Origin of the sequence: Micromonospora sp. NPDC000121, assembly GCF_042899165.1 — a bacterium.
Classification (GTDB): domain Bacteria; phylum Actinomycetota; class Actinomycetes; order Mycobacteriales; family Micromonosporaceae; genus Micromonospora.
This window is the reverse complement of the sequence record NZ_JBIAZP010000011.1, coordinates 66,301-89,398: the sequence shown is the minus strand read 5'-3', so window position 1 is coordinate 89,398 and position 23,098 is coordinate 66,301. Positions and strand designations below refer to the sequence as shown.

22 protein-coding genes are annotated in these 23,098 nt (G+C 71.5%); 14 read left to right on the top strand and 8 right to left on the bottom strand.

Annotation, left to right across the window (positions count from 1 at the left end):
* Positions 1–17 precede the first annotated feature (17 nt).
* Complete coding sequence (locus ACFY23_RS26090; protein WP_350681959.1) at positions 18–791, top strand: hypothetical protein; 774 nt, start codon at positions 18–20, stop codon at positions 789–791.
* Positions 792–881: 90 nt separating this feature from the next.
* Positions 882–1,610, top strand: coding sequence for an HD domain-containing protein (locus ACFY23_RS26085; RefSeq protein WP_350681961.1), 729 nt, complete (start codon positions 882–884; stop codon positions 1,608–1,610).
* A 28-nt stretch (positions 1,611–1,638) separates the two neighbouring features.
* On the opposite strand, the gene ACFY23_RS26080 is transcribed toward ACFY23_RS26085, so the two are convergent.
* The 4 genes from ACFY23_RS26080 to ACFY23_RS26065 form a co-directional block, all read right to left on the bottom strand.
* Complete coding sequence (locus tag ACFY23_RS26080; RefSeq protein WP_350681963.1) at positions 1,639–1,824, bottom strand: hypothetical protein; 186 nt, start codon at positions 1,822–1,824, stop codon at positions 1,639–1,641.
* Positions 1,825–1,900: 76 nt separating this feature from the next.
* The gene (locus ACFY23_RS26075) at positions 1,901–2,242 is read right to left on the bottom strand and encodes a hypothetical protein (protein WP_350681965.1); all 342 of its coding nucleotides are present in this window, start codon (positions 2,240–2,242) and stop codon (positions 1,901–1,903) included.
* A 175-nt stretch (positions 2,243–2,417) separates the two neighbouring features.
* On the bottom strand, positions 2,418–3,089 hold the full coding sequence (locus ACFY23_RS26070; protein ID WP_350819708.1) for a restriction endonuclease: 672 nt from the start codon (positions 3,087–3,089) through the stop codon (positions 2,418–2,420).
* Positions 3,090–3,271: 182 nt separating this feature from the next.
* The gene (locus ACFY23_RS26065) at positions 3,272–3,511 is read right to left on the bottom strand and encodes a winged helix-turn-helix domain-containing protein (protein WP_350681969.1); all 240 of its coding nucleotides are present in this window, start codon (positions 3,509–3,511) and stop codon (positions 3,272–3,274) included.
* A 319-nt stretch (positions 3,512–3,830) separates the two neighbouring features.
* Between ACFY23_RS26065 and ACFY23_RS26060 the strand changes: the two genes are divergently transcribed.
* The 3 genes from ACFY23_RS26060 to ACFY23_RS26050 all read left to right on the top strand — a co-directional run bounded on the left by ACFY23_RS26060 (position 3,831) and on the right by ACFY23_RS26050 (position 6,677).
* A complete protein-coding gene (locus ACFY23_RS26060) occupies positions 3,831–4,124 on the top strand; it encodes a DivIVA domain-containing protein (RefSeq protein WP_387038017.1) in 294 nt (97 codons plus the stop codon).
* A 270-nt stretch (positions 4,125–4,394) separates the two neighbouring features.
* A complete protein-coding gene (locus tag ACFY23_RS26055) occupies positions 4,395–5,435 on the top strand; it encodes an ADP-ribosylglycohydrolase family protein (protein WP_350681971.1) in 1,041 nt (346 codons plus the stop codon).
* 342 nt (positions 5,436–5,777) lie between these two features.
* A complete protein-coding gene (locus tag ACFY23_RS26050; protein WP_350681973.1) occupies positions 5,778–6,677 on the top strand; it encodes a hypothetical protein in 900 nt (299 codons plus the stop codon).
* 173 nt (positions 6,678–6,850) lie between these two features.
* Here the strand turns inward: ACFY23_RS26050 and ACFY23_RS26045 are convergent, their stop codons facing one another.
* Complete coding sequence (locus tag ACFY23_RS26045) at positions 6,851–8,299, bottom strand: Gfo/Idh/MocA family oxidoreductase (protein WP_350819707.1); 1,449 nt, start codon at positions 8,297–8,299, stop codon at positions 6,851–6,853.
* Between the two features lie 581 nt (positions 8,300–8,880).
* Between ACFY23_RS26045 and ACFY23_RS26040 the strand changes: the two genes are divergently transcribed.
* The 4 genes from ACFY23_RS26040 to ACFY23_RS26025 are packed head-to-tail and all read left to right on the top strand — an operon-like array spanning position 8,881 to position 12,818.
* Positions 8,881–10,113: an extracellular solute-binding protein gene (locus ACFY23_RS26040; RefSeq protein ID WP_350685231.1), complete on the top strand. Its 1,233-nt coding sequence runs from the start codon at positions 8,881–8,883 to the stop codon at positions 10,111–10,113.
* A gap of 37 nt (positions 10,114–10,150) precedes the next feature.
* Entirely contained in the window at positions 10,151–11,077 is a 927-nt protein-coding gene (locus ACFY23_RS26035) for a sugar ABC transporter permease (RefSeq protein WP_350685229.1), read from the top strand.
* Between the two features lie 5 nt (positions 11,078–11,082).
* Positions 11,083–11,988 carry a carbohydrate ABC transporter permease gene (locus ACFY23_RS26030; RefSeq protein WP_350685228.1) on the top strand — a complete coding sequence of 302 codons (906 nt, stop codon included), beginning with the start codon at positions 11,083–11,085 and terminating at the stop codon, positions 11,986–11,988.
* Between the two features lie 41 nt (positions 11,989–12,029).
* Positions 12,030–12,818 carry a DeoR/GlpR family DNA-binding transcription regulator gene (locus ACFY23_RS26025; RefSeq protein WP_350685234.1) on the top strand — a complete coding sequence of 263 codons (789 nt, stop codon included), beginning with the start codon at positions 12,030–12,032 and terminating at the stop codon, positions 12,816–12,818.
* 83 nt (positions 12,819–12,901) lie between these two features.
* Here ACFY23_RS26025 and ACFY23_RS26020 read toward each other — a convergent pair whose 3' ends face one another.
* Positions 12,902–15,238 (bottom strand): hypothetical protein, encoded by a 2,337-nt coding sequence (locus ACFY23_RS26020; RefSeq protein ID WP_350685227.1) that lies wholly within the window; start codon positions 15,236–15,238, stop codon positions 12,902–12,904.
* Positions 15,239–15,436: 198 nt separating this feature from the next.
* On the opposite strand from ACFY23_RS26020, the gene ACFY23_RS26015 reads away from it, so the two are divergent.
* From ACFY23_RS26015 to ACFY23_RS25995, 5 genes are all read left to right on the top strand, one after another.
* Complete coding sequence (locus tag ACFY23_RS26015; RefSeq protein WP_350685226.1) at positions 15,437–16,135, top strand: FCD domain-containing protein; 699 nt, start codon at positions 15,437–15,439, stop codon at positions 16,133–16,135.
* Between the two features lie 61 nt (positions 16,136–16,196).
* On the top strand, positions 16,197–17,171 hold the full coding sequence (locus tag ACFY23_RS26010) for an NAD(P)-dependent oxidoreductase (RefSeq protein WP_350685225.1): 975 nt from the start codon (positions 16,197–16,199) through the stop codon (positions 17,169–17,171).
* A 17-nt stretch (positions 17,172–17,188) separates the two neighbouring features.
* Positions 17,189–18,511: an MFS transporter gene (locus ACFY23_RS26005; protein WP_350685224.1), complete on the top strand. Its 1,323-nt coding sequence runs from the start codon at positions 17,189–17,191 to the stop codon at positions 18,509–18,511.
* A 19-nt stretch (positions 18,512–18,530) separates the two neighbouring features.
* Positions 18,531–19,424: a transketolase gene (locus ACFY23_RS26000; RefSeq protein ID WP_350685223.1), complete on the top strand. Its 894-nt coding sequence runs from the start codon at positions 18,531–18,533 to the stop codon at positions 19,422–19,424.
* Complete coding sequence (locus ACFY23_RS25995) at positions 19,421–20,416, top strand: transketolase C-terminal domain-containing protein (RefSeq protein WP_350685222.1); 996 nt, start codon at positions 19,421–19,423, stop codon at positions 20,414–20,416. The genes ACFY23_RS26000 and ACFY23_RS25995 overlap by 4 nt, the downstream gene beginning before the upstream one ends.
* A gap of 117 nt (positions 20,417–20,533) precedes the next feature.
* Here ACFY23_RS25995 and ACFY23_RS25990 read toward each other — a convergent pair whose 3' ends face one another.
* Together ACFY23_RS25990 and ACFY23_RS25985 are read right to left on the bottom strand one after the other, a co-directional pair.
* On the bottom strand, positions 20,534–22,159 hold the full coding sequence (locus ACFY23_RS25990) for an anibiotic ABC transporter (RefSeq protein ID WP_350819705.1): 1,626 nt from the start codon (positions 22,157–22,159) through the stop codon (positions 20,534–20,536).
* Entirely contained in the window at positions 22,156–23,097 is a 942-nt protein-coding gene (locus tag ACFY23_RS25985; protein ID WP_350687206.1) for an ABC transporter ATP-binding protein, read from the bottom strand. Before ACFY23_RS25985 ends, ACFY23_RS25990 begins: the two co-directional genes overlap by 4 nt.
* Between the last annotated feature and the right edge of the window lies 1 nt (position 23,098).

Sequence of the window (23,098 nt, the reverse complement as noted above, 5' to 3'; positions counted from 1 at the left end):
CCATCGAGGGGCCCGACATGGGTGAGCTGCGGAAGCCGTTCCTGTTGCTGGCGATGCTCGCGGTCGGCCTGGCGCTCGGCGTCGAGCTCGGCGCCGGGCTGCTCGTCGGCGGCGGGGACGCCGGCGCGGCGCTGCGGGACAGCGCCGGGACGCTCGACGTGGAGGTCGCCGACGTGTCCGGGGTCAGCGAGCCGTCCGGCCGGGGCACCGGCTACCTGGCGCTCGTCGACGCGGTCGCCGTCTGGACCACCGGGCTGTTCTGCCTGAGCCTGGTGCTGCCGGACCGCGTCCAGGGCCGGGTGCAGGGCGTCGCGACGCTGGTCTTCTCGATCGTGCTGATCATCGCGGCGTTCGTCGCGCTGCTGGTCGCCTTCGTCGAGCTGACCGTCATGGTGTCGCTGTTCCTGGCGCCGCCGTTCGGCACGCTGGCCTACCTGGCCCTGTGGGGGTTCTTCCCGGTCGGCGACGCGTCGGTGCTGCTCGGGCTGGTGCTGCTGCTCAAGCTCGCCTGGGCGGGGCTGCTGCTGGCCGCCCAGCCCCGCTTCGCCCAGAACAAGGGCCTGGTGCTGCTCGCCCTCACCACGCTGCTGTGCACCGTCTTGCTGGAGTTCCTGCACCGGCTGGTGCCGGTGATCCTGGTCAGCATCGTCGACGACCTCGGGGCGCTGGTCTTCGCCGTGGTCGCCGTCGTCTGGGGGCTGGTGCTGTTGATCGGGTCGATCCCGGCCATCGTCAAGGCGGTCCGGGTCAGCGGCGCCGCCGCCGGACGCTCCGGCGGTGGCCGGGCCTGAGCCCCGCGCCGGCCCTGGTGCGCGGGGCGGTGCGTCGGGCACCCGACGCCAGGGGTCCACGACATGGTGAAGATCGGCTATAAGTGGCGCATGGAGTTTCCCGCCTACCTGGCCACCATGCCGATGCACGCGATCACCGAGATCCACGGCGAGCCCGGCCTGCTGGCCCGGTTCCGGCTGGAGCTGCGCGCGTTCGACGAGGCCGCCCGGGAGCGGCTCACCGAGGCCCTCGACCTGGCCGCCGAGCTGCACCGCGACGACCGGCGGGTACGCGAGCCCTACCTGAACCACCTGCTGCGGGTGGCGATCCGGATGATGCACCACTACCAGGTCCGCGACGTCGACGTGATCGTCGCCGGTCTGCTGCACGACGCGGTGGAGGACCACCCCGACGAGCTGGCCGGGGAGCACGCCGGCGACGACCGCACCGCCGCGGCGCTGGCCGTCCTGGCGCAGCGGTTCGGCCCGCGCGTGGCCCGCCTGGTCGGCGCGGTCACCAACCCGGCGTACGACCCGGGGCGCGACAAGCACGTCCAGTACCGGGAGCACGTGGCGTCCAGCCTGGCCCGGGAGCCGTGGGCGCGGGTCATCAAGATCTCCGACTTCACCGACAACGGGGTGGGCGTCATCCACACCGTCGGGCCGAAGGTGGCCTCGTCGGCGGCGAAGTACCGGCCGCTGGTGCCGGTCTACCGGGACCTCGTCACCCGGCCGGACACTCCCCTGTCGGCGCCGGTGAAGCGGCACATCCTCGACCAGCTCGACCTGGCCGAGGAGCGCTTCAGCGCCATCCTCGACCAACCCGCCCACCCGAACTGACCGGTTCCCCAGCCCGATCCGGTCCTGGTCAGGCCGTCAGATGCGCCACCCGGGCGGGCTCGACGAGCACCGCGCGTGCCGCCGGCAGGTCGGCCAGCCGCGCGGCCAGGGTCGCCACCGCCAGTCGTTCGGCCAACGCGGCGCTGAACTTGAGACCGGCGAGGGCTTTCTTGGTGGCGTCCGGCGGGCAGACCCGCCCGACGGCGTCTGCCATGGCCGCCCGCACCACATGCCGGTCGAGGTCGCCACTGGTCCATCGAAACAAGATCCACTGGGTGCGGGGACGTCGGTCATTGCACGAGGCGAGCGTTGATCCTGGCTACCGCCTCGTCCCGCGCCGAGGGGTCCGACGACCACATCGTCGCGGCCCGGCTCGGAAGAACCATGAAGACCACCCGGCTGCCTGTGCTGGTGGTGATACGCAGCCGTGGCGGCGTATCGGCATGGGCGGTGACGCTCTCGATGTCCACCAACGCGATCCGACGGACACGGCCGAACCCTGCTACTGGCGTGAACGTCACTTCCTCGTCGGTGAGCGCGAGCGTCCCGCCGAGCAGGGCAAGCCGTCCCGCGAACGAAGTACCCGAAGAGAACGGCACGCTCGCCACCCACTGGTTGTCGCCGCTCGTCATAAGTGGCTCCTTACCGGGCCGCCTGTTGGAGTCATCATTTTGCAGGGCGGCACCAACTGCCCGCCATCACGAAGTCAGCCGGCCGTGGGATTGCGCTTCCGCGTGCCGACCTCCGGCCCGGGCAGAGCTGCCGACTGCCAGTTGCGGTGAGGTCTGCTTCGATCAGGGTCAATGGTCACCCGCCGATCAGGCCCGGCGGTGGCGTCCGCTTCCAGGCCCAGGCCTCCAGTTTCCGCCGGTCGACCAGGACGATGTCGAGTTGCCGGGCGAGCTGCACGCCGTCACCGGCGGTGAAGGACCCGTTGGTGACGATCATGCACAGCTCGCCGCCGTGCACCTCGCGACAGGTGCCCGCGAACCGCTGGATGGCGGCGCTGCCGACCCGGTTCGTAGGGCTCTGCCGCTTACACTGCACCACGACGCGCCGACCGTCCGGGGCGACCGCCGTGACGTCGGCTCCCCGGTCCCCGGAGCCGCCCCGGACCCGGACGTGCCGGAACCCGGACGCGTCGAGCAGTCTGGCGAACCACTGCTCGAACTCGGCCCCGCTCATCGCGTCGGTGACCGCGACGGCCCGGTCGCGCTCGGCCTGCTCGGCGCGCCGGCGTGCCGACTGTTTGGCCCTGACCGACAACAGGACGGTGGCGGCCGCGATGGCGGCGACAGCCAGGAAGGCCGACCAGTAGGGGTGCCGCTGGACGAAGTCAACGATCAGGATGACGGCGGCGAGGACGGCCGCTCCGCCGAGGGCGAGACCCCAACTGTTCCCCGAGCCGCCCCCGGAACGACCACGCCGCGCGGGCCTTCCGCCACCGGCGCGCCGCCGCCTGCGGTTGTGGCCCCGCACCCGGGACCCGTTCCGTCGGACATGAGGCCTCACGTACGGCATGTGGCACCTCCGAGGGGTCGGACATCCAGCTTCCCGCCCCGGTGTGACACACACGGCGCACCCACCTCGCCACTGTCGGCTACCCGTCACTTCCGCGAGGAGCCGGGAGATCCACTGTCGAGCGCCAGCCGGCCCGCTCCCTACGGCTCCCGCATCCAGAGCTTGGGATCGTTCACGAAGACGCCCTTGCCCTGGTGTCGCCAGATCACCCGCAGCGCTTCGAGCCGCACGTAGACCTGCTTGACGGTGGACGGGCTGACCTTGTGTCTTGCAGCGAGCTGCGTAATTGAGGGCAACTTGTCGCCCGGCTTGAGCTTCTTGGCTCTGATGTCGGCGACGATCTCGTCGGCGATGCGGATGTAGTCGGCGGTGATCGGCATGACTCCCCCTGCGTGGCACGCCAATTCGATCACGTAACGACACCCTGCAACAACTCACCGTTTGACTCAGGCGACTGGGACAGCTAAGTTGATGTCCGCCTCTCCCCTTGCGTGGCAACAAGGAGCAGAGGCATCCCCCTGGTCGGGGCGGGTGCCCGTGCCCGTCCCGACCCACCGGACTGCTCTGCTGTCGTACCGCTGAATCGGGCTGCGGCGGCGGAGCGGGCGGGTCGTCCGCGGCCCCCACGCGGGCGACCCGCCCTTCCACACCCACCGCCGGGACCCTTTCGCGCTCCCGCCCGCCCTGGAGAGGATCGTCGTGGCTCAGGTGTATCGAGGTGGCCTGCCCTACCCGGCCGGTTACCCGGGCCGGTTGACGCCGCACGAGGTGCGGACCCGCGAGTTCGCCGCGCGCCGGCGCGGCGTCGACCCCGTGGAGGTACGCGAGTTCCAGGCCCGGGTGGCCGACGAGCTGGCCATGCTCAACGAGGCGGTCCGGCTGCTCAGCCAGGAGAACGACCGGATCAAGCGGGCGCTGCGCGACTGGCAGACCATGCACGCGCGGGAGTGCCGGCCGCCGCAGGAGTACCACCACAACTCCGGCCACTGGTGACCGCGCGACCCTCTCCCGGCGACCTGCTCGTCGTCGACGGCCGTGCCTCGGTGCAGTTCGCCGGGGATCGCGCCCTGACCTTCCGAGTCGTCTCGGTGTCCGACCAACCGACGTACCACGGTTGGATCTGGCTGACCGGCTACGTCCTGAATCGACGGGGCCAGGCGATCGCCAAGCGCGAGGTCTACGTCCAGCTCGCCGGCCTCCGCCCCGTCGCCAGCCACACGACCCCGCAACGCCCGCGTGCCACCCGCTCCTATGCTTTTCAGGGTGACCAAGGTGACGGCGGAGCAGCTCGCGACCGCTCGGGGCTGCGTGCTCGGGCTGATGCTCGGTGACGCGATCGGCGCGACGGGCGGCAAGGTACCGGCGGGCGGAACCCTGCCGGCCACCAGCGCCGGCCAGCTCGCCTGCTTCACCATCGAGGGCATCATCCGGGCAAACATCCGGGGGACCCACAAGGGCATCTGCCATCCACCGAGCGTGGTGCGCCACGCCTACACCAGGTGGGCCGCGATGCAGGGCATCCCTGGGATCAAGCGCTGGAAGGAGCAGGACTGGCCGGACGGCTGGCTTGCTCAGGTGCCGGCGTTGGCAGCCCGGCGTGGATCGGCTCCCGCCACCGTCTCCGCGCTGCAGAGCCACCCCACGTACGCGGCCGGGAAAGCTGACTGGACCAGCGTCGGGGCCCATGGGCTCACCCGGAGCCTGCCCGCCGGGCTCATTCAAGGGTGGGGGCCGCAACCCGGGCGTTTTGCGGCGGAAATCGCAGCCACCACCCACGGCCCAGCAGCGGCCGATGCCGCAGCGCTGGGCGCCACGGTGATAGCGAACGTCGTCAAACGTCAGGACGTCGAGAAGGCAACGGAACTCGCGCAGCGGGAGTGCCAGTCGATCGTGACGGTCCTGACCGGGCTGCCACTCGCACCGGCCCTGCACGCCGGGCGGACACGTCCACGCCAAGCAGAGGTCCTGACGCAGCTCGCGCCGGACGCTCGTGCGGCATCGGCACTGGCCGGAGCCGTCTACGTCGCGCTCTCCTTTCCCGACCGCTCGCAGCTACGCGACGCCCTACTCTTTGCCGCATCCGTTCCGCACGGCGAGCACGTGGCCGCTGCCGCCGGGGCGTTCCTCGGTGCCGCGCACGGCGTCAATGCGCTTCCCGTCGACTTGGTCTCCCGAGTCGAGTTGGTGTGGGTCGCCGACGTCCTGGCCCGGGACCTCCTCACCGAATTCGCGGACGGCCCGTCCGGCAGCGGCTACGGCGACGAGACCGATCCGCACTGGTGGGAGCGTTATCCGGGCTGGTAACCCATTCCCGCTGTCCGCGGCCGGGGGCGTGGACAGCGGCGGTAACCGTCATCTCTGCTGCCGGATCCTCCATCGGGCAGAGCCGTATGGGGAAATGACCGGACAGTCGTACATGTCAAAATATCTGGATCGGTCGTCGTCACCTCGGCGTGACGGCGGCGAGTCACACCGTCGCCTTGTTAGCTTCAGGACGGATCATCGAGACGTCACCGGCGACGAAGTGATGCCGCTCCGTGGCATGACACTCGTCGGTCAGAGCCTGCCCCGCCCAGCGAGCACACCGAAGGAGCCGTCCAGCCTGGCCACCCGCTCAGAGGGAATCCGCGACGAGGGAGGGCTGACATGACCGACACCCCCGGCACCGAGTCGACACCTCCGGAAGGCTGGAAACAACGCGGCAGCCGAGCGCTGAAGGCCGCGCGGGACGCGGGCAAGGACGTCGGCGAGTGGTCGAAGAAGCGCTGGAAGAGCCTGCACGCCACACTCCAGCAACTGGAACTCGTCCGGGCGCCGGATTCGCCCGCGCCCGGCCGGGTCGTCGTACAACGGAGGGCGGAGCCGATCGTGGTGCCGGCCCGAGGCTACGTGTTCACCTTCACCGTGCACGCCACCCTCACGTGGTCGTCGGAGGGACTGCATCCCGAGTTGTTGAGCTGGCACACCCAGTCCTTCATGCCGCACGCGACCCAGAGACTGGAACGGTTCGCGGCCGAGCGTTCCCGCAGCTTCCCACCCCACGCCGCGAGGGAACTGGAAGAGGAGCTGCAGCAGAGGCTGCGCACGATGGAGCCGTGGCCTTACACCCGGAACGGCAAGGAGCTCACGTGTCAGCCCGACGCCTGGGTGCAGCTCGACGACCGCGTCAAGGCCGCCCTCCTGCCGTACGCGGAGGCACGACTGAAACTGGAGCACGAACTCGACGTGCACCTCAGACAGGCCCGCAGCGCCGAGCAACTCAGCCAGAGGTGGATGACGATCCTGCAGCGGCACGTCGAGGGCCTCCCCGCCGACCAGGCGGCGCAGGGAAGGGAGGACGAGCTGGCGAGGGCGCTTCAGGAGATCACGGCGATGCGGAAGGCGGCCGCCCAGTGGATCGAGGAGCTGCTCGGCCACCGGTTGCGCCACGACGACACCCGCCACGAGGAAGGCGGTTCGGGCGGCGCGAAGGACCGTCAGGGCCAGGGGCCTCCCGTGCCGCGGAGCGAACCGCCGAGCGATCCGCCGACCGCCGGCGCCGGCTGACCGCCAAGTCGTCAACTGTCGTTGTGGCCCAGTTCGTCCTGCCGGTTCGCCGGCGCCGGCCAGCGCGTGCTGGGCCGGTGGGCACGGGTGGGGCACGGGTCCGGGCCGTTCACGCTCGTCGGCGCCGCGCCGGCCGGTGATCGGCCGGCGCGGCGCCGGTTGCGTCGAAGGAGCTAGTCCTTGTCGAGCCAGGGGTCCGCGGGCCTCGGCCGGTCGAACGTGGGCCGCGCCTCCTGCCAGTGCCCGCGGGTGAAGTCGGGCACCTTGACCGGGTGCATCCGGCCGGTCTTCAACGACTCGTGGCTGAGCGGGATCACCGAACACCAGGCCGCCGAGTCGTAGACGTCGATGTCGGGGGTCATGCCGAGCCGCATCGTCTGGACCAGGCGCCAGATGGAGATGAAGTCGCCGCCGCCGTGGCCGCCGTACTGGCTGGCCAACTGCTCCAGCGTCGGCCACAACCAGTGGTCGTGCTGGCGCAGGATGGTGTTGTACTCGGTGCCGCTCCGCCAGGTGTGGTTCTTGTGGCCGAGCGACTCGAGGTAGATCCGGGCGTTGTCGACCTCGATGGACCCTCGGGTGCCGGTGAGCGTGGTCTCCCGGCTGTACGGGTGCGGCGAGTTGACGTCGTGCTCGATCCGGATGAAGCGACCACTGGTGGTGGTGACGAAACAGGTGTGCCGGTCGCCGGAGATGTAGGGGGCGTCGTCCCACGACGAGTGGTCGGAGCCGATCCGGGGGTCCTCCTCGCGGAAGAGGGCCAACGCCTTGGGCAGGGACGCGACCGCGATCAGTTCCTCGAACCGGTCGCCGCGGTTGATGCCCAGGGTGGCCGACACCGGCCCCAGGCCGTGGGTCGGGTAGTGCGAGGCGTTCATCCTGGTCTGCCACCGGCGCCGCCAGTGCTCCGGGTGGTAGGCGCCGCCGAACAGGTACGGCCAGCGCAGGTCGTGGACGTACCCGCCGGAGGCGTGCTGCAGGTCGCCGAACAGCCCCCGGATGGCCATGTTGAACATGGCCATCTCGGGCCGGAAGTAGTTGACGTTCTCCAGCAGGATGCAGTGCTTCCTGGTCCGTTCCGAGGTGCGGACGAGGTCCCAGATCTGGTCCAGGTACGGCGCGATCGGCAGTTCGACGGCGACGTGCTTGCCGTGCTCCATGGCCGCCTTCGCCATCGGGTAGTGCCACTCCCAGGGGGTGGCGATGTAGACGAGGTCGATGTCGTCGCGGCGGAGGAGGTTGAGGTAGTCCTCCTCGCCGGCGGAGTAGCCGACCGGCGCGGTGTCCTGGAAACCCTGCCGCATGATCCGGCCGACGGTGCGGTTGACCCGCTCGGGGCGGATGTCGCAGACGGCGGTGATCGTCGAGACGGCGGCGAACCGCAGGTCCTGGCCGCCGCCGCGTTCGCCGAGACCGATGAGCCCGACGCGGACCTGGTCGAAGCCTTCGAACGGCACATTGGTCATGCTCTTTTCGCCGTTGCCGCGCTCGGGCGCGGCGTCGCCGGGGTCGGCCGCGGCGGGGGCGCCGACGGCGCCGCCGAGGCCGGCGGCGGCGCCGAGCACGACACCGGATCGGAGCAGGTCACGACGGGACGGACTGAACTCAGGCGTTGGGACCACAGTGATCACTCCTCGATGACGGAGCCTGATCGAACTTGCCTACTTGCCATGACTGTTGAGCAGTGTCAATCAAACGTTCATCGATGGCAAGGGCTGTCCGCCATGTCTGGGCGGCCATGCGCGGATCGTGCGGCCAGCATTGCCGAACGGGGAGGCGACCATTTATGCTCGGATCCCTGCCAGACCGCGCGGTTTCGCGCGGACGAGGTGCGTCGTGGGCTGCCCCGCCAGGGTGCCACGCACACTGGCGGTGAAGGCGACGTTCAGCGTCGTACCGAAGTCAGCCGGAACTGGTCGGCCCGCGCCGTTGTCTGGCACCGGCACAGGGAGGCGATGGCCGTCACGGTCGCGAACTTCTGCCGGGTCGTGGCCGGCGAGCGGGATCCACAGGCGTCGGTGTCCGTAGCGCATCGACCGTGACCGAATCGTGAGCGGTTGGCCTTGACGCTCATCGACGAGCATCGCAGAATCCCTGCTACAGCACGATCGTGGAAGGTTCATGGGCTAACCAGTCAGGAACGAGCAGCGACCGCGCGCGTCTGATCACGGCTGTTCACGTTCCGTCCCTTATGGAGGCAGAAGTGAAACGATTCCTGCGCACGACGGCGGCGCTCGCGATCACCGGCCTGGCCCTGACCGCCTGCGGGTTCGGCGGCAACGACGAGGCGAGCGGTGACAGCAAGACGGTGTCGCTGCTGGTACCCAGCTACAGCACCGGCACCAAGGCCCTCTGGGAGGGCATCATCGCCGACTTCCAGGCCAAGAACCAGGGCATCACCGTCGACCTCGAGATCCAGTCCTGGGACAACATCAACGACGTCATCCGCACCAAGGTGCAGGCGAACTCCGCGCCGGACATCCTCAACATCGACGCGTTCTCCGGCTACGCCGCCGACGACCTGCTCTACCCGGCCAGCGAGGTCCTCTCCCCCGAGACCCTGAGCGACTTCCAGGACTCCTTCGCCAAGAACGCCTCGATCGACGGCACCATGTACGGCCTGCCGATGATCGCCTCGGCCCGCACCCTCTTCTACAACCAGGACGTGTTCACCAGGGCCGGCGTGGCCAAGCCCCCGGCGACCTGGCAGGAACTGTACGACGCGGCGCAGAAGATCAAGGGGCTCAACGCCGGCGTCTACGGCTACGGCATGCCGCTGGGCAGCGAGGAGGCCCAGGCGGAGACGTCGATCTGGGTCTACGGCAACGGCGGCTCGTGGAACGAGGGCGACAAGATCACCGCGAACAGCCCCCGCAACCTCGAGGCGGTGCAGTTCATGAAGCGGATGATCGACGCGGGGCTGACCCAGCCCGACCCCGGCGCGAGCGACCGCACCCCGATGCTGGACGTGTTCATCCAGGGCAAGATCGCCATGGCCGTGGGGCTGCCGCCCACGGTGGGGCAGATCGCGCAGAAGAACCCGAGCCTCAAGTACGGGACCGCGCCGATTCCGACCCGCGACGGGCAGCCGATGACCCTCGGGGTGGCCGACCACCTCATGGCGTTCAAGAACGACGGCAGCAAGCGGGAGGCGGTCAAGGCGTTCCTGGACCACTTCTTCAGCGCCGAGGTCTACAAGAAGTTCGTCGACACCGAGGGCTTCCTGCCCACCACCAGGTCGGGGGCCGAGGCGCTGAAGGACAAGAAGGAGATCGCCAGCTTCCTGCAGGTCCTGCCGGGCGCCCGGTTCTACCCGAGCACCAACTCCCGCTGGGCGGCCACGCAGGGCGCGATTCAGAGCCAGATCGGCCAGATCGGGCAGGGCAAGGATCCGCAGGCGGTACTGAGCGACATCCAGGCCAAGGCCGACGCCTGACGGTGCGGTGCCCGTACGCATTCCGATCGAGGACACGATGAGCGAGCAGACCAGGCAGGCGCCAGCGCCGACCGGCAGGTCCGCGCGAGCGGCCCACCGGCAGTTGGCGACGGCCCTGCCCTGGCTGCTGCCCGCGCTGGGCCTGATCGTCACGGTCGTCCTGTTCCCCGCCGCCTACATGGTGTGGACGTCCTCGCGGGACGTCTCGCAGGCCGGAGTCGACCGCGGCCCGGCGGGGCTGGACAACTACGCCGCGCTGCTGAACGCCCCCGCGCTGGGGCGGGTGTTCGGCAACACCGTGATCTGGGTGATCGGTGTGGTCGTGGTGACGCTGCTGATCTCCCTGGCCCTGGCCCAGTTCCTGAACCACGCCTTCCCCGGCCGGCGCCTGGTCCGGCTGGCGGTGATCGTGCCGTGGGCGGCCAGCGTCGTCATGACCTCCACCGTCTTCTACTACGCCCTCGACCCGTTCTACGGGATCGTCAACCAGTTCCTGGTGGACCTCGGCATCCTCGACGCCGGGTTCGGGTTCACCCGTCGAACGGTGCCCGCGTTCGTGGTGTCCATGGTGGTGGCCGTCTTCGTGTCCCTTCCGTTCACCACCTACACCCTCCTCGCCGGGTTGCAGATGGTGCCCGAGGACGTGGTCGAGGCGGCCCGGATGGACGGCGCCGGGCCCGGCCGCGTCTACCGCAGCATCATCCTGCCCGCCCTGCGGCCCGCGATCGCCGTCGCGGTGCTCATCAACATCATCAACGTGTTCAACTCCCTGCCCATCCTGCGCACGATGACTGGCAGCATCCCCGGGTACGACGCGGACACCACCACGACGCTGATCTTCAAGTACATCCAGCAGGACCGTCAGGTCGACCTCGCCAGCGCGCTCAGCGTGGTGAACTTCCTGATCGTCCTCGCGGTGATCGGCATCTACCTGGCGGCTCTGCGGCCGATGAGAGACGAGTAGCCGTGGTGACGACGACCCCAGACACGACCGACCGGCAGGTAGGCGCGGGCGCCGCGGGCGCGCGCCGGGGCAACCGACCCCGGAGGCGCGGCGGCCGGCGGTGGCTCAAAACGGCGGCGGGCGCGGTGGTGGCGCTGGTGTTCCTCGCGCCGTACCTGGTGATGCTCGTCGGGTCCTTCAAGCGGCACGCGGAGATCCTGCGCATCCCGCCCACCTACCTGCCGACGGAGTGGATCCCGTCCAACTACGCCACCATGTGGTCCACGCCGGAGACGCCGCTGCCGTACAACCTCGTCTCCACACTCGTCATCTCCGTCTGCGGCACCCTGCTGGTGCTCGCGGTCGCCCTGCCCGCCGCCTACTACACGGCCAAGCACCGGTTCCCCGGCCGCGGCGCCTTCCTCCTGCTGGTACTGGCCACGCAGATGCTCCAGCCGACCGTGCTGGCGCCGGGACTGTTCCGGCAGTTCCTGATGGTCGGCCTGGACGACACCTGGCTGGCGATGATCCTCGTCAACGCCGCCTTCAACCTGAGCTTCGCCGTGTGGATCATGCACAGCTTCTTCTCCGGCATACCCAAGGAGATCGACGAGGCGGCGATGATGGACGGCGCGGGCAAACTGCAGACGCTGCGCCGGGTGACCCTGCCCCTGGTGTGGCCCGGCATCGTCACCGCCATCATCTTCACCTTCGTCGCCTGCTGGAACGAGTTCGCGGCGAGCCTGGTCGTCCTGACCACGGCGGAGAACCAGCCCCTGTCGGTGGCGATCACAAAGTTCGTCGGCCAGTACGACTCCGCCTGGCACTACGTCTTCGGCGTCTCGGTCGTCAGCATCATTCCCGTGGTCCTCCTCTTCGCCGCGGTCGAGAAGCGCCTGGTCGCCGGTCTCACGGCGGGAGCCGTCAAGTGACCTCCACCGACACCACGACGGGGGCCACCGCGTCGGGCGGGATGGCGGACCGCTCCCGCCGGCTGCAGGCGTTGCTGGAGATCCTGGCCGCGCAGGGCGGGCGGCTCTCCGTCGTCGAGGCCGCCAACGCGCTGCAGGTCTCCGAGGCGACCGTCCGCCGTGATTTCACCGCTCTGGCCGAGCAGCAGCTGGTGACCCGTACCCACGGTGGCATCGTGGCCAGCTCCGTCGCCTACGACCTGCCCGTCCGCTACCGCTACCGCGGCGACGACAGCACCAAGGAACGCATCGCCGCAGCCGCCGCCGAACTCGTCGAACCGGGCAGCGTCGTCGGGTTGAACGGCGGCACCACGACGTCGGCCACCGCCCGTCATCTCGCCGCGCGACCCGACCTGACCCAGGCCACCCACCGGCCGGCCCTGACCGTGGTGACCAACGCGCTGAACATCGCCACCGAGATGGTGCTGCGGCCGTACCTGCGCACCGTCATCCTCGGCGGGGTCGCCCTGCCCCAGTCGTACGAGCTGACCGGGCCGCTGACCAGCATGGTGATGCAGTCCCTGTGGTTGGACGTCCTCTTTCTGGGGGTGGACGGGTTCTCCACCGAGGGGACGTCCTGCCATGACGAGAGCGAGGCGGGCATCGACGCGTTGATGGTCAACCGGGCGCGGCAGGTGGTGGTCGTCGCCGGCTCCGAGAAGCTCGGCCGCCACTCCTTCGCGAAGATCTGTGACGCCGCCGCGGTGGACACGCTGGTGACCGACGGCGCCGCGGACGAGAAGATCGTGGCGGATCTGCGGACAGCAGGTGTCACCGTGCACCTGACCTGACCCGCCGACGTCCGGTGCGCGCACCGGCGCCGCGTCAGCCGGTCCGGCGGGGCGGCGCGGCCACGGGGCGACGCCGGCCGGGGCTACCGCGACCGCGCGGGCGGGAGGGGCAGTTCTGCGGCGTAGCGGTCGACCAGGTCCCAGACGCGGGGGTCGGTCCAGTAGCCGGAGTGGCGGCCGAGGACGGGTGGCTGCTGGCCGTGCACGTACCAGGCGGTCGGTGGATCGGTGAGCAGTTGGTCGACGTCGTTCCCGGGGTCGTCCGGGAAGATCGGGCCGCCGATGAAGTCGGTCTCGTAGTAGAAGTTCCGCCACCGCCACACCGTGGGCCGGCCCGCGCCCAGGGCGCCGTCGGCGAAGTAGGCGGGGAAGCCCCAGGCGTACAGCTTGGTCAGCGGGCTGCCGAAGGTGACCAGCGCGACGTGACCGGCGGGCCGGCCCCCGCGCCGCGGCCGGCTCTTCTCCTGCAGGAGCGCGGCGACCGCCATGACGGTGCCCTGGCTGTGCGCGGCGAGCACCACCGCGCCGCCGTGGTCGTGGATGCGCCACAGCCGGCGCTGCAGGTCCGGCACGGCGCGTTCGCTGTACGACGGTGGGGCGAGCGGGTGGTAGGCGCGGGGCCAGAAGGTGCCGATGTCCCACAGCACGCCGAGGTGGCGGCGGTCCGCCAGCCCGCGCCAGCCCCGCAGCATCAGGGTCAGCACCGCCACCGGCGCTCCGGCGGCGAGCCAGGTCGACACGGTGAGCGCGCCGCGCGGCGCCCACGGCAATGCGTGGTGAACCCCGGCGACGACGAGCACGTACCCGAAGACGGCGAGGGCGGCGACGGTCAGGAGGCTGAACAGCAGGTCGACGTCCCGGGCCAGCACCGCCAACTGCCGGCCCCGGGCGATCCGCGCCGTCCAGCCGCCGCGCAGCGCCCGGGCCAGCCCCGTCGACTCGGCCAGGGCGGACGCGTCCCAGGCGCTCGACGGCTGCGGCGTCGTCAGGGCGGCGTACTCGTCGTGGATCCGCCGGCGGCGGTCGGGTCCGGCCGCCCGCCACAGCACCACGGCCTGCACCAGCACGAAGCCCACCACGATCGCGATCGGCAGCAGCGTCAGGTAGGGCGTGAGGGCGTAGACCATGTCGTAGACGTAGAGCCGGTCGGGGCGGCCGTCGCCGGCGCCGGGGTTGGACACCGTGCCGAGCAGGTCCGCGACGCGGATCATCGTGCCGACCCCGACCGCGTTGAGCACCACCGCGGCCAGCACGGTCAGCGCGAACGGGCCGGCGTAGCGGAACGCCCCGCGCCGGTGCCCGTTGACGGCGGCCGACGCGAGCACCGCCGCCGTCGCGCCGAGGCAGAGGGCGTACGTCCAGTTCACCGCCGTCTGCATGCCGGGTAGCGGCGCCCACCGGCCGGCCCCCGGCGGGGCGACCGCCGGCTGCGCCAGCGCGACGACCGCCCCTCCGACAATCGCCAGCAGACCGAGCCCGGCGACGGAGAGCGCCGCCGCCCGCCCGATCCGGGACGGCGTCAGCAGCAGCACCGCGCCCAGGCCGGCCGCCGCGGCGAGCCAGGTCACGACGATGGCCAATCCGTCGTACGCCGGCACCGCACCCGCCGCCAGGGGGATCGACCGGGCGGTGTACGCGGTGATCCAGCCGATGAAACCGCAGGCCGCGCCCAGGTGCAGCAGCGCGAGCCGGGCGACGCTGCCGCCGCCGTTCCAGAAGTCGGGGTCGGTCAGGCCCACCCCGGGCCGGGCCGGCGTCACGTCGCTCATCGCCCGCAGCGACTCGCCCCGCTGCGGTGGCGGCACCTGCTCGTAGCGGGACAGCGAACGGCCGCTGAGGGCCAGCAGCCCGATCGCGACCAGCAACGGCACCAGAGCGCCGACGAGAACGCGGCGCGCCGGATGGTCGACGAATCCGTCGGTGTGCAGCCACCGCAGCCACCACCGGTCTGCGCAGGCGGCCCGGACGCCGCACTGGTAGGCGACGACGTCCATGGTGGTCATCGCGACGAGCAGCAGCAGGTTGACCGTCAGGCCCAGCGCCGCCCAGCGGACGACCGCGCGGTGCACCCGGAACCGGAGCGTGCCGCGCCACGCCGCCGGCGTGCACATCCAGCCCGCGACGTTGACCAGCGTGAACGGCAGCAGCAACAGCCACAGCGCGCGGGTGGCGCTGCGCGAGGTCAGCCCACCCCAGGAGTACGCCTCGACGTGCCGCCCCTTGACGTCGGCGGTGCGGAAGAAGCCGGCCGTCCCGTCGCCGGAGACGAGCTGCGGCGCCACGTCGGCGAGCAGGTTCTCCGGTGTCGTGCCGCCGACCCCGTGCAGCCGCAACTCCGTCACGCGGTCGAGCGCGACGGCCGGTGGGACCAGACCCGACGGCCGCTCCACCGGACGGTCGTCGTGCCTCTGCACCGGCATCTCGCACCGACCCCAACGGCAACTACATCAAGTCACGGACACTTCACTCTACGCATTAATCCCGCCCGCGACCGGCGATGCCGCGATGGCGCACCCTCCACCTCCCGCGAAAAAGGTCCGACCAATTTGTTGACCTGCACGTAACGCCGACATAATCTCGGGGCATTGGTACGACCAATCTCACAGGGAGGTGGGCAGGTGGGCATTGACCTGGCGCTGCTGGTGCAGAGCCTCGCCGAGCGGGCGACCCCGGAGCCGCAGACCGGCCGCCTCCGGCTGCCCACCGAGCGCGAGCTGGTCACCTCGCTGGACGTCAGCCGGGGAACGCTGCGGGAGCAGCTGTCGATGCTGGAGATCCTCGGCTTCCTCGACCGTACGCAGGGCCGGGGTTCCTACCTCGACGTGCCGGACGCCAGCTTCATCCAGCTCTACTTCGACCTCTGCCGCCAGCTCGGTCACCTGAGCCACGACCAGTTCAGCTCGGCACGGGAGATGCTGGAGGTGTCGGTCGCGGAGGCCGCCGCCCGGATGGCCACGGCCGACGACGTCGACGCCCTGCGGGGCCTGGTCGACGAGATGGTCCAGGCCAGCGCCGCCGGTGAGGACGACCGCGCCCTGGAGGCGGACCTGGAGTTCCACCGCCGGCTCTACCGGATCGTCGACAACCCGATCTTCACGCTGCTGCACGACGGCCTGAGCCACGCGCTGCGCAGCGAGGTGGTCGAGCGCCGCCGGCGCGCCGTCGAGCGGGAGCCCCTGCAGGCGGGCAAGACCCGGGTGATCGACACCGTGCACTACGGGATCGTGGAGGCGATCGGCGAGCGGGACGGCGAGGGCGCCCGGATCGCGATGCGCCGGCACTTCACGGTCTGGTCGTCCCTCACCAGCTCCACCTGACAACCGGCCTGCCGGCCGCGAACCCCGCCGGCACGCCCGCCACAGAACATCACCGCCACCCGTGACGCGGCGCTCCCAGCCGCGCACCGGGTGGCTGCTACCCGAAAACAGCCTGACCGCAGAGGGCGCCACCCGGCGCCGGACCGGAGGGACAGCGATGAGCAACCCCAGCGTCGTCTTCGTCGGCATCGGCGCCATCGGCCTGCCGATGGCGAGCCGACTGGTCGCCGCCGGCCACCCCGTGACGGGCGTGGACCCGGTGCCGGCCGCCCGGGAACGGGCCGAATCCGCCGGCCTGAGCGCCGTCGACCGGTTCGCCGCCGCGCCCCGGGCGGACTTCGTCGTGGTCATGGTCGCCACCCCGGCCCAGCTCGCCGACCTCGTCACCGAGGCGGTGGCCACGGACCTGACCGGGCAGCGGTGGATCGTGATGAGCACGGTGGGCCCGGACGCCGTACGCGAGCAGGCCGACCGGCTCGCGGCGGCCGGCGCGCGGGTCGTCGACGTGCCCGTGACCGGCGGGGTGGCGCGGGCGCGCACCGGCGAGCTGACCCTGTTCGCCTCGGGCGCGGCGGCCGACGTCGACGCCGCCCGGGCCGTGCTCGACCGGTTCGGCACCGTCCGCCCGGTGGGCGAGACCGTCGGCGACGGTCAGGCCATCAAGGTGGTCAACCAGCACCTCTGCGCGGTGCACATCGTGGCGGCCGCCGAGGCGCTCGCCCTTGCCGGGCAGCTCGGGCTCGACCGGGAGCAGGTGCTCTCCCTGATCGAGCAGGGCGCGGCCGGCTCCTGGATGCTCTCCGACCGCGGGCCCCGGATGCTGCGGGGCACCGACGTCGAGGTCACCAGCACGATCAACATCTTCGTCAAGGACAGCGGCCTCGTGGCCGCCGCCGCCCGGGCCGCCGACGCGGACACCCCGCTACTGGACATCGCCCGGGCGCGCTACCAGCAGGCCGCCGACGCCGGCCTGGCGACGCGCGACGACTCGCGCGTCATCGAGACATACCCGTCCCCCGCCGACCCCCATCGGTAACAGCAAGGAGCAGGACAATGAGTGCTGCCACCGGCGTGGCCACACGCCAGGACAACCCCGGCAAGGTTTCCTTCGCCTCGATGATCGGCACGGCCGTCGAGAGCTACGACTTCTTCATCTACGGCACCGCCTCGGCGGCGTACTTCGGCACGGTCTTCTTCCATACCGAGGAGAAGCTCGTCGGCGTGCTCGCGTCGTTCGCGACGCTGGCCATCGGCTTCCTCTTCCGCCCGCTGGGCGGCTACCTCGCCGGGCACTACGGTGACCGGCTGGGCCGCAAGACCATCCTGATGTGGTCGCTGGTCGTCATGGGCGTGGCGACCGTCCTGGTCGGCGTGCTGCCGACGTACGCCCAGGCGGGCGTGATCGCACCGATCCTGCTGATCCTGCTGCGGATCGTCCAGGGCATCGGCTTCGGCGCCGAGTGGGGCGGCGCGGTCCTGATGGCCGTCGAGCACGCCCCCGCCCGGCGCCGCGGCTTCTTCGGGGCGGTGCCGCAGATCGGCATCCCCGCCGGGCTGCTGCTGGCCAACGGCGCCTTCCTGGCCAGCGAGGCGCTGTTCGAGGGCAGCTGGGTGTGGCGCGCGCCGTTCCTGTTCTCCATCGTGATGGTCGCCGTCGGCCTGTTCATCCGGATGCGGGTCGCCGAGTCCCCCGACTTCACCGAGATGAAGGCGAACAACGAGATCCGCAAGGCCCCGGCGCTGGAGGTCATCCGGCGGGACTGGCGGGTCATCCTCAAGATCGTCACCCTGCGCCTGGCCGAGACCGGCGGCTACTACGTCACCACCAGCTTCATGCTCTCGTACGTCGTGCTGGCCGAGCTGACCGACAAGCAGAACGTGCTGATCGGGACCATGGTCGGCTCCGCCCTCGGCCTCGGCAGCCACCTGCTGTTCGGCGCGCTCTCCGACCGCATCGGGCGCAAGCCCGTCTTCCTGATCGGGTCGGTCTTCACCATCGCCTTCGGCATCCCGATGTTCCTGCTCATCAACACCGGGGCCGTCATCATGGTGATCGTCGCCGTGGCCCTGGGGCTGCTGCTCAGCCACGACCCGATCTTCGCCGTCGAGTCCTCCTGGTTCTCCGAGCAGTTCCCCCGCGACGTCCGCTCGTCCGGCATCTCGCTCGGCTACAACGGCGCCTCCCTGGTGGCCGGCCTGCTGCCCTTCGCGGCGACCGCCCTCTACGGCTGGATCGGCTGGATCGGGCCGGCGGTCCTGTTCGTCCTGCTCGGCGTCGTCTCCACGGCCGCCGCCGTCTTCACCCCGGAGACGGCACCGGCCAAGGTCGGCGAGCCGAAGGCGGCCCCGACCCAGTCCAAGCCAGCACTCGTCTGACCCGAAGGACGTGAACAACGTGACCACCATCAGCGAACCGCGATCCGACGCCCGGGTCGCCCTGCCGGCGCGGGCCGAGCGGGTGCGCGACGCGGCGTACCGGATGCGACACCACATCCTCGACATGGGCGAGGCGCAGGGGCAGGGCTACGTCGGGCAGGCGCTCGGCGCCGCCGACGTGCTGGCCACCGTCTACGTCGACCAGCTGCGCCACCGGCCGGACGACGTGCACTGGCCGGAGCGGGACCGGTTCCTGCTCTCCACCGGTCACTACGCCATCGCGCTCTACGCCGCCCTCGCCGAGGCGGGCATCGTCCCGGTCGAGGAACTGCAGACGTACGGCTCGGACGGCTCGCGGCTGCCGATGTCCGGCATGGCCTCGTACACCCCGGGGATGGAGATCTCCGGCGGCTCGCTGGGGCACGGGCTGACCGTCGCCGTGGGCATGGCGCTCGGCCTGCGCCACCAGGGCCGCGACGCCCGGATCATCAACTTCCTCTCCGACGGCGAGCTGAACGAGGGCTCGACGTGGGAGGCCGCCATGGGCGCGACGCACCACCGGCTGGGCCACCTGACCGCGCTGGTCGACATGAACGCCCTCCAGGCCGACGGCCGGACGGAGACCGTCCTGCAGATCGAGCCGGCGGAGCGGAAGTGGGAGGCGTCGGGCTGGTTCACGCAGCGGGTCGACGGCAACGACGTCGAGGCGCTGCTCGCCGCCTTCGACGCGGTCGCCGCGCAGGCAGAGCGGCACGGACGCCCCTCGGTGATCCTCTGCGACACCCGGATCGGGCGCGGCGTGCCGCTGCTGGAGACCCGCGAGAAGGCCCACTTCATGCGGATCGACGCGGACGAGTGGGAGCTGTGCCGCCAGCAGTTGACGGCAGGACACCAGGCAGGAGAGGCACGATGACCAGCGCGACGGCACCGAAGCGACTCACCACGTCGGCGATGATCGCGTCCTTCGCCGACCCCGGGCAGAAGACCGCGGACGCGCCCTTCGGTCACGCCCTGGCCGCCCTCGCCGAGCAGGACCCGCGGATCGTCGGGCTCACCGCCGACCTCGGCAAGTACACCGACATGCACATCTTCGCCAAGGCCCACCCGGAGCGGTTCTTCCAGATGGGCATGGCCGAGCAGTTGCTGCTGGGCGCGGCGGCGGGCATGGCCGAGGTCGGCCTGGTGCCGTTCGCCTCGACGTACGCGGTGTTCGCCGCGCGGCGGGCGTACGACTTCCTCTGCCTGGACATCGCCGAGCCGAACCTGAACGTCAACATCGTCGGGGGCCTGCCCGGCCTCACCACCGGCTACGGCCCCAGCCACCAGGCCACCGAGGACATCGCGATCTTCCGGGGCATGCCGAACCTGACGATCGTCGACCCGTGCGACTCGGTCGACATCGCCCAGGCGGTGCCCCAGCTCGCCGCGAGCGACGGGCCGACCTACCTGCGCCTGCTGCGCGGCAAGGTGCCGACGGTTCTCGACGAGTACGACTACACGTTCCGGCTCGGCAAGGCCGCCGTGCTGCGCGGCGGCGCCGACGTGGTGCTCGTCTCCAGCGGCCTGATGACCATGCGGGCGTTGCAGGCCGCGGAGCGGCTGGCCCGGCACAAGGTCGACGTGGCGGTCGTCCACACGCCCACGATCAAGCCGTTCGACAGCGAGACCGTCCTCGCCGAGGTCGACAGCGACCGGCTGGTGCTCACGCTGGAGAACCACACGGTGGTCGGCGGGCTCTTCGAGACGGTCGCCTCGGCCGTGGTCCGGGCCGGGCTCGGCAAGCGGATCGTGCCGGTCGCGCTGCCGGACGAGTTCCTGGACGCCGGCGCCCTGCCGACGCTGCACGACCGGTACGGCCTGGCCGCCGACGCCGTGGTCGAGAAGGTCCTCGCTGAGCTGGGCTGACTCTGGGCACGGCGCCCGAACCCGCACCCCGGTCACGTCGCGCCGCCCGCCGGAGGTGTTAGGAAGGGCCCCTTGTACTACCGGAGGCGTCAACAGGGGGCCCTTCCTTCCACACGGTCAGCTCGGGACGTCGCGGCGGCGGAAGCCGGCCAGGCCGGCCGCGAGCAGCGCCACCGCCACCGCCGTCAGCACGGCCAGCGGCAGCACCGCCGGGTCGACCGCCGGCACCGAGGGCACGTGCGTGTACGGGGACAGGTTCAGCGCCGCCTGCGGCAGGTCGAGCACCGCGCCGAGCTGCCCGAGCAGCAGGAACCCCATCAGCGCCGACCAGGACAGCACCACCGACCAGCGCGGCAGCAGCCCGAACAGCGCCGTCACCACCCCGGCCACCACCAGCAGCGCCGGCAGCCGCACCAGCGCCGCGCCGCCCAGCTCGGCGGTCCGCCCGAGGGGGTCGCCGGTGACCAGGCCGTAGCCGAGCCCGGTGGTGAGGCCGCCGAGCAGCACCAGGGCGAGCGCGCCGAGCGTGGCGGCGACCACCTGGGTGGTCAGCCAGCGGGTGCGGCTGACGGCCGTGGCCAGGACCGCCTCCAGCGGGCCGTCGGTCTCGTCGCCGCGCGTGCGCAGCAGCGCCTGCACGACGTACGCCCCGATGGTCAGCGCGAACAGCCCCAGCATCGCCGCCAGGTACGCGTCGATGAGTTCCGCGCCGCCGCCCATCGCGCTGATCGCCTCGGCGGCGGCCGGGTTCTCCTCGATCATGGCGTTGAACTCGTCCCCGGCGATGCCCATCGAGAACCCGAGCACCGCCACCCCGATCGCCCAGCCGAGCAGCGTGCCGCGCTGCAGCCGCCAGGCCAGCCCGGCGGGGCCGAGCAGCCGGGGCGAGGCGGTCGCCGGCCCCCGTCGGGGGGCGACGAGCCCCGCGCCGACGTCCCGCCGCTCGGCGAGCGTGTAGGCGAGGGCCACGCCGGCGACCAGCAGCGCGACGGGCAGCGCGAGCACCCACCACCGTTCGCCGCCGAACGCGCGGACCTGGTTGCCCCAGCCCAGCGGGGTGAGCCAGGACGGCCAGGCGCTGACCACGCGCAGGCCGCCGTCGGTCTGCTCGCCGAGCACGTCGCCGGCCGCTCGGAGCAGGAAGGCGACCCCGACGGCCGCGGCGGCGAGCGCGTTCGCGCCCCGGGAGGTGACCGACACCTGGGCGGTGACCGCGGCGACGCCGGTGAAGGCCACCCCGACGCCGCCGACGGCGGCCGCCGCCGCGACGGACCCGGCGAGCGGCAGGCCGGCGCCGGCCAGGGCGACGGCGAGCAGGGTCGCGGCCAGCACGTTCGCCGCGACGACCACCAACAGGGCGGCGGTGAGCAGCGCGTACCGGCCGACGACGGAGGCGCCCAGCAACTCCGCCCGGCCGGTCTCCTCGTTCTGCCGGGTGTGCCGGACCACCGCGAAGGTGCTCAGCAGCGCGGCGAGCAGGGCCAGCGTCACGTACGTCTCGGCGACCACCACCGCGCCGAGTTCGGTGCCGGCGATGGGGCCGTTGAACGCGCGGGCGACCAGGCTGGACGCCGACGTGGTGGCGTAGCCGACCCGGGACGCCTCGTCCGGGTAGAACCCCTTGACGCTGCCGGCGAGGGCGTAGCCGAGCAGGGGCGTGCCGAGCACCCAGACGGCGAGCCGGACCCGGTCGCGGCGCAGCACGAGCCGAGCGAGCCGCCCGGTGCCGGTGAACGCGCTCATCGGGCGCCCGCCTGCCGCTCGGCGCCCGCCCGGTGGCCGTTGGCGGCGACGGCCGCGCGCTCGTCGCCGTAGTGGCGCAGGAACAACTCCTCCAGGGTGGGCGGGGCGCTGGTGAGCGCGCGGACGCCGAAGCCGACAAGGTGGCCGAGCAGCTCGTCGAGGTGGGCGGGCTCGACCTCCAGGTGGGTACGCCCGTCGACCTCGCGCACCTCGTGCACGCCGGGCAGGGCCGCCAGGCCGGTCGCCGGGCGCGCGGTCTCGACCGTCACCGCCGTACGGGTGAGGTGGCGCAGCTCGGCGAGGGTGCCGGACTCGACGGCGCGGCCCTCGCGGATGATGCTGACCCGGTCGCAGAGCGCCTCGACCTCGGCCAGCACGTGGCTGGAGAGCAGCACGGTGGCGCCGTCGCGCTTGAGCTGGCGGACCTCGTCCTGGAACACGGCCTCCATCAGCGGGTCCAGCCCGGAGGTCGGCTCGTCGAGCACGTAGAGCTCGACGTCCGAGGCGAAGGCCGCGACGATGGCGACCTTCTGCCGGTTGCCCTTGGAGTAGGTGCGGCACTTGCGCGTCGGGTCGAGGTCGAAGCGTTCCAGCAGGGCGTCGCGGCGGCGCCGGTCGAGCCCGCCGCGCAGCTCGCCGAACAGGTCGATGGCCTCGCCGCCGGAGAGGTTGGGCCACAGGTTGACGTCGCCCGGCACGTACGCCAGACGGCGGTGCAGGGCGACCGCGTCCCGCCACGGGTCGGCGTCGAACACCCGCACGTCGCCCGCGTCGCCGCGCAGCAGGCCGAGCAGGATGCGGATGGTGGTGGACTTGCCGGAGCCGTTGGGGCCGAGGAAGCCGTGCACCTCCCCCGCCTCGACCCGCAGGTCCAGTCCGTCGAGCGCCCTGACGCTGCCGAACGTCTTGACGAGGTTGTCGATGGAGATGACGGGCATG

What these genes read in the sequence shown, in the direction of transcription:
- ACFY23_RS26085 (WP_350681961.1), top strand. Translation starts at nt 882, where the DNA reads ATGGAGTTTCCCGCCTACCTGGCCACCATGCCGATGCACGCGATCACC.
- ACFY23_RS25985 (WP_350687206.1), bottom strand. Translation starts at nt 23,097, where the DNA reads ATGCCCGTCATCTCCATCGACAACCTCGTCAAGACGTTCGGCAGCGTC.
- ACFY23_RS26025 (WP_350685234.1), top strand. Translation starts at nt 12,030, where the DNA reads ATGGCGGACCGCTCCCGCCGGCTGCAGGCGTTGCTGGAGATCCTGGCC.
- ACFY23_RS26065 (WP_350681969.1), bottom strand. Translation starts at nt 3,511, where the DNA reads ATGCCGATCACCGCCGACTACATCCGCATCGCCGACGAGATCGTCGCC.
- ACFY23_RS26020 (WP_350685227.1), bottom strand. Translation starts at nt 15,238, where the DNA reads ATGCCGGTGCAGAGGCACGACGACCGTCCGGTGGAGCGGCCGTCGGGT.
- ACFY23_RS26080 (WP_350681963.1), bottom strand. Translation starts at nt 1,824, where the DNA reads ATGGCAGACGCCGTCGGGCGGGTCTGCCCGCCGGACGCCACCAAGAAA.
- ACFY23_RS26005 (WP_350685224.1), top strand. Translation starts at nt 17,189, where the DNA reads ATGAGTGCTGCCACCGGCGTGGCCACACGCCAGGACAACCCCGGCAAG.
- ACFY23_RS26035 (WP_350685229.1), top strand. Translation starts at nt 10,151, where the DNA reads ATGAGCGAGCAGACCAGGCAGGCGCCAGCGCCGACCGGCAGGTCCGCG.
- ACFY23_RS26050 (WP_350681973.1), top strand. Translation starts at nt 5,778, where the DNA reads ATGACCGACACCCCCGGCACCGAGTCGACACCTCCGGAAGGCTGGAAA.
- ACFY23_RS25990 (WP_350819705.1), bottom strand. Translation starts at nt 22,159, where the DNA reads ATGAGCGCGTTCACCGGCACCGGGCGGCTCGCTCGGCTCGTGCTGCGC.
- ACFY23_RS25995 (WP_350685222.1), top strand. Translation starts at nt 19,421, where the DNA reads ATGACCAGCGCGACGGCACCGAAGCGACTCACCACGTCGGCGATGATC.
- ACFY23_RS26075 (WP_350681965.1), bottom strand. Translation starts at nt 2,242, where the DNA reads ATGACGAGCGGCGACAACCAGTGGGTGGCGAGCGTGCCGTTCTCTTCG.
- ACFY23_RS26090 (WP_350681959.1), top strand. Translation starts at nt 18, where the DNA reads ATGGGTGAGCTGCGGAAGCCGTTCCTGTTGCTGGCGATGCTCGCGGTC.